3 protein-coding genes are annotated in these 4,242 nt (G+C 68.3%); all 3 read right to left on the bottom strand.

The annotated features are described in order from the left end of the window. Nucleotides 1–196: 196 nt before the first annotated feature. Nucleotides 197–1,894 carry an ABC1 kinase family protein gene (locus tag ACDELDRAFT_RS19765; RefSeq protein WP_005799822.1) on the bottom strand — a complete coding sequence of 566 codons (1,698 nt, stop codon included), beginning with the start codon at nt 1,892–1,894 and terminating at the stop codon, nt 197–199. Between the two features lie 132 nt (nt 1,895–2,026). Then, nucleotides 2,027–3,778 carry an ABC transporter ATP-binding protein/permease gene (locus ACDELDRAFT_RS19760; protein WP_005799821.1) on the bottom strand — a complete coding sequence of 584 codons (1,752 nt, stop codon included), beginning with the start codon at nt 3,776–3,778 and terminating at the stop codon, nt 2,027–2,029. Between the two features lie 205 nt (nt 3,779–3,983). After that, on the bottom strand, nt 3,984–4,242 hold a 259-nt coding region (locus tag ACDELDRAFT_RS25880; RefSeq protein WP_040330010.1), incomplete at its 5' end, for a helix-turn-helix domain-containing protein.

The raw sequence follows: 4,242 nt of genomic DNA, 5'->3' as shown, positions 1-4,242 counted from the left end.
TCAACCCTGATGCGTGGCCCCGGCGCGCAAACGCGCTGGATGCATTGCCTTTCGTGCGCACGCGCCGTGTCCGCCTGGTGGGGCACGGCGTGTGTCTTTTTGGATGGAGAGCCGTGTTGTCCGGGGCCGCGTCCAGGGGGGCAGCCCCCAGCGTCCAGCACCGGCGGGCCCTGCACGGCACAAGCCTGCTTCCCCGTCAGTCGTCGTCGCGGTGGTGGCTGCTGCGCCAGATGGCGCGCACCAGCCACAGCCCGCAGACCACGGCACCAAAGAACCCGAGAAAGCCGAACGCCGGCAGCCCGAACAGCGTGGGCCCGCCCTGCACCGTCATCACGATGGAGGAGCCGATGATGAGCGCCGCGATGATGAGCGCCATCGACAGCCGGTTGGCCGAGCGGTCGATCTGGTCGCCCACGCGCTTGAGGTGGGCCAGCTCGATGCCCACCTGCAGGCGCCCGCGCCGGGCATTGCGCAGCAGGCGGGCCAGGTCGTCCGGCAACTGCTCCACGGTGGCGAGCGCGCGGCGCAGCGTCTGTGCAGCCCGCCGGGCCAGTGCGCGTGGCTGGTAGCGCGTACGCACGACCTGGTGCAGCAGGGGCAGGGCCTCGGTGGCCATGTGGAAGTCGGGGTCGAGGTTGCGGCCCATGCCTTCCAGCGAAATGAAGGCCTTGATGAGCAGCGCCAGATCGGGCGGCAGGCCCAGGTGGTGTTCACGCAGGATGGTGGTCACGTCGGCCAGCATCTGGCCCAGGTGCAGTTGCGCCAGCGGCACGCCGTGGTACTGGTCGACGAAGGCCTCCACCTCCATTTCGAGCTGGCCCAGGTCGATGCCATGGGCGTTGCCCGTCCAGTCCAGCAGCACATCGGCCACCGACTGCGGCTGGCGTTCCACCAGGCCCAGCAGCATCTGCAGCAGTTCGTCGCGCCGGCGCTGCGACAGGCGCCCCACCATGCCGAAGTCGATGAAGGCAATGCGGTTGCCTTCCAGGTAGAACACGTTGCCGGGGTGGGGGTCGGCGTGGAAGATGCCGTCTTCCACAATCATCTTGAGCACGGCCTGGGCCCCGCGCTGGGCCAGCAGGGTGCGGTCAAAACCGGCCTCGGGTGTCAGCGCATCCAGTTGGCCGCCGGGTACGCCCTGGATGAACTCCTGCACGTTGACGCGCTCATTGGTGTGTTCCCAGTGGACGCGCGGCACCACGATGTGGGGCAGGCTGACCAGGTTGCCGGCAATGCGCTCGGCGCTGCGGCATTCGCCCGCCAGGTTCAGCTCGCGCCGCAGCGAGCGGGCAAACTCGCGCACGAGCTGTTGCGGCCCGTAGGGTTTGAGGGCGGGCAGTTCGGCGTCCGCCAGGGCGGCCAGCCGCTCCAGCAGGCGCAGATCGGCCTCGATCACATCGCGGATGCCGGGGCGGCGTATCTTGACCACCACCTCACTGCCATCCTGCAGCCGGGCGCGGTGCACCTGCGCTATTGAAGCCGCCGCGAGGGGCGTGGTGTCGAAGTGTGCGAAGACCTCCTCGGGTTCGCCGCCCAGGTCTTCGCGCAACTGCGGGCGCAGAGTCTCGAACGGTACGGCCGGGACGCGGCTGTGGAGCTTTTCAAATTCGGCAATCCAGTCGGGGCCGAAGAGGTCGGCCCGGCCCGCCAGGATCTGCCCGAACTTCACGAAGGTGGGGCCCAGTTCTTCCAGGGCCAGCCGCACCTGCACGGGGGGCTCGACGCGGGTGAGATCACCTGCCAGGTTCCAGTTGAAGGCCTGGCCGGCGCGCTCCAGCCGGTCGGCCAGGCCCAGGCGGCGCACGGTGTCGCCAAACCCGTGGCGCACCATCACCCCCAGAATTTCTTTCAGGCGCCCCAGATCGCGGGCGGTTCCCAGGGTCTCGATGAGCATGCGGCGATGATAGCCCGGCGCGGTCTGCGCACATGGGGCGCACGGGAGGGCATGAGCGCTGGCGCAGACGGCACCGATGCGCTGGCGGCCGTTGCGGAGTCGGGGACAACCAGGAATGGGCGCCCCGTGCGTTCAGGTCCAGTGGTAGTGGGTGGCGGCGTGCAGTGCCCAGCGGCCGTCGCCGGCCAGCTCCAGCACCTGGTGGTGGTAGTCGAGCACGCTCTGGTGGTGGCTCACGCTCACGGGCGTGATCGACAGCCCCGTCAACTGTCCGTACAGCAGCGCCTCGTTGGCCGAGTCGAGCGCGCTCGTGGCCTCGTCCAGCAGTAGATAGCGGGGCTTGGCCAGCAGGGCACGCGCGAAGGCCAGGCGCTGTTGTTCGCCCACGGACAGCACCTTGGCCCAGTCAAGCGTGGCGCCCAGCCCGCCGAAGCGCTCGGCCAGCGTCGGCAGGTTCACGCGCTCCAGCCATTGCTGCAGCTCCTCGTCGGAGATCTCGCGCTCGGTCTGGGGGTACAGCAGCTGGCTGCGCAGGTCGCCCAGCGGCAGATAAGGGCTCTGCGGCAGGAACAGCATGTCGGGGTCGGCGGGGCGCATGACCTCGCCCGAACCGGTGGTCCAGAGCCCTGCCACCACGCGCAGCAGTGAGCTTTTGCCCGCCCCGCTCGGCCCCACGATCAGCAGGCCCCGGCCTGGGTGCACGCTGAGCGTGAGGTTGCGCAGCAGCAGGTGTTCGCGGTTGGGCGTGAGCACCGTCAGCTGCGTGACCCCCAGTTCGAAGCCGGGCACGGTATGGATGCGCGCCGTGGGCTCAAGGCTGGGCTCGCTGGCGGCTGGCGGCTCGGCCGGTGCCGAGGCCTGTGCCGGGTCGGCAAGCGTGGCCGAAAACGCGTGCAGCCGGTCGACGCCGGCCGAGAAGCGGCTCAGGCTTTCGAAATGCTCGACGATCACCGTCAGCGCGCTCAGGATGGCCGCGAACGCACCGGCCGCCTGGATGGCCTGGCCCACCTCCAGATCGCCCGCGAGCACCTGATTGGCAATGATCACGCTGGGCAGCACGATGGTGAGGAAGCTGTGCGTGTACTGGAACAGGTTGAGCTTGAACTGCCAGCGCAGCACCTGCTGGTAGTTGGCGTACAGCGTGTCGAAAATGCGCACGAGCGCCGACATTTCGCGCTCTTCGCCGCTGTGAAAGGCAATGGGCTCGGCATGTTCGCGCACACGCACCAGGCTGAAGCGGAAGTCGGCCTCGCGTTGCAACTGGCGGTAGTTGAGTCCGATCAGGCGCTTGCCGAACACCTTGGCGGTGAATACGGTGGTGAAGATGGCATAGCCGATCAGGAAGTAGACCAGCCCCTGCGAAATGGCCCACAGCACGCTGGCAAAGGCAATGAGCTGGATGACCGAGCCCAGCGCGATCATCGAAAAATACAGCGATTGCTGCGTGAAGGCGTTGATGTCTTCGGCGATGCGCTGGTCGGGGTTGTCGATGCCCACGACGGCGTTGAGCCGGTAGTAGGCCCGCTGGTCGAAATAGCGCGCCAGAAAATGCCGGGTGAGCCAGCGCCGCCAGCGCAGGCCCAGCGTGTCGCGCACGTAGTAGTACAGCGCGTAGATCGGCACGGCCGCCACGAGGATGAACGTGTAGCGCCGGATCGAGGCCCAGAATCGGTCGGCATCGCCCGCTGCGAGGGCCGAGGTGAACTCGCCGGTTTCGTGGTTGAACCACACGTTGAAGGCCGTCTGCCCCAGCAGCAACAGCATCAGCAGGGCCAGCAGCCCGCGCGAGCGCCAGCGTTCTTCCGACTGCCAGTAGGGCCGTGCGATCTGAATGAAACGGCGCCACAGGCGCGTGTTGAAGCCTGACGGTTCTTCGGGGGTCATGGGTGTTCGGGGATGCGGAGCCTGCGCAGGCATTGTCGCCGCAAGCACGGGCTGCGCGGCCGGGATGTGGCGTGCGCGTGGCACCGCGCTGCACGCGGCAGGAACCCAGGGCGGATCGCATCCCGCCTTTGTTTGCTATTTTTATGATAGCTGCTTGCGCTTGTGGTACGTGCGCATGGGGCGGTTTTCTTCAGAAAGCGCCATTTCACCCCCTGGGCGTCCCCAGCTTGCGGTACACGGTGGCGCGGCTGATGCCCAGGGTGCGGGCGGCCTCGGCCACGTTGCCGCGTGCGTCCTGCACGGCCTGCCGGATGAGGGCTGTTTCGGCCGCTCGCAAAGGGGCGGGGCCTGGCGTGACCTGCAAAGGGGGGGCAGACGGGGATACCGGTCTGGGCGCCAAGGGCAGGGCGCCACCGCCCGCCGCGCGGCGGGCGTGTGCGGGCAGGGCCAGGCCCTGCATGCGC

Origin of the sequence: Acidovorax delafieldii 2AN (assembly GCF_000175235.1) — a bacterium.
Lineage (GTDB): Bacteria > Pseudomonadota > Gammaproteobacteria > Burkholderiales > Burkholderiaceae_C > Acidovorax > Acidovorax delafieldii_B.
Note: the sequence above shows the minus strand (reverse complement) of the source record. Positions and strands in the feature narration are given on the sequence as shown.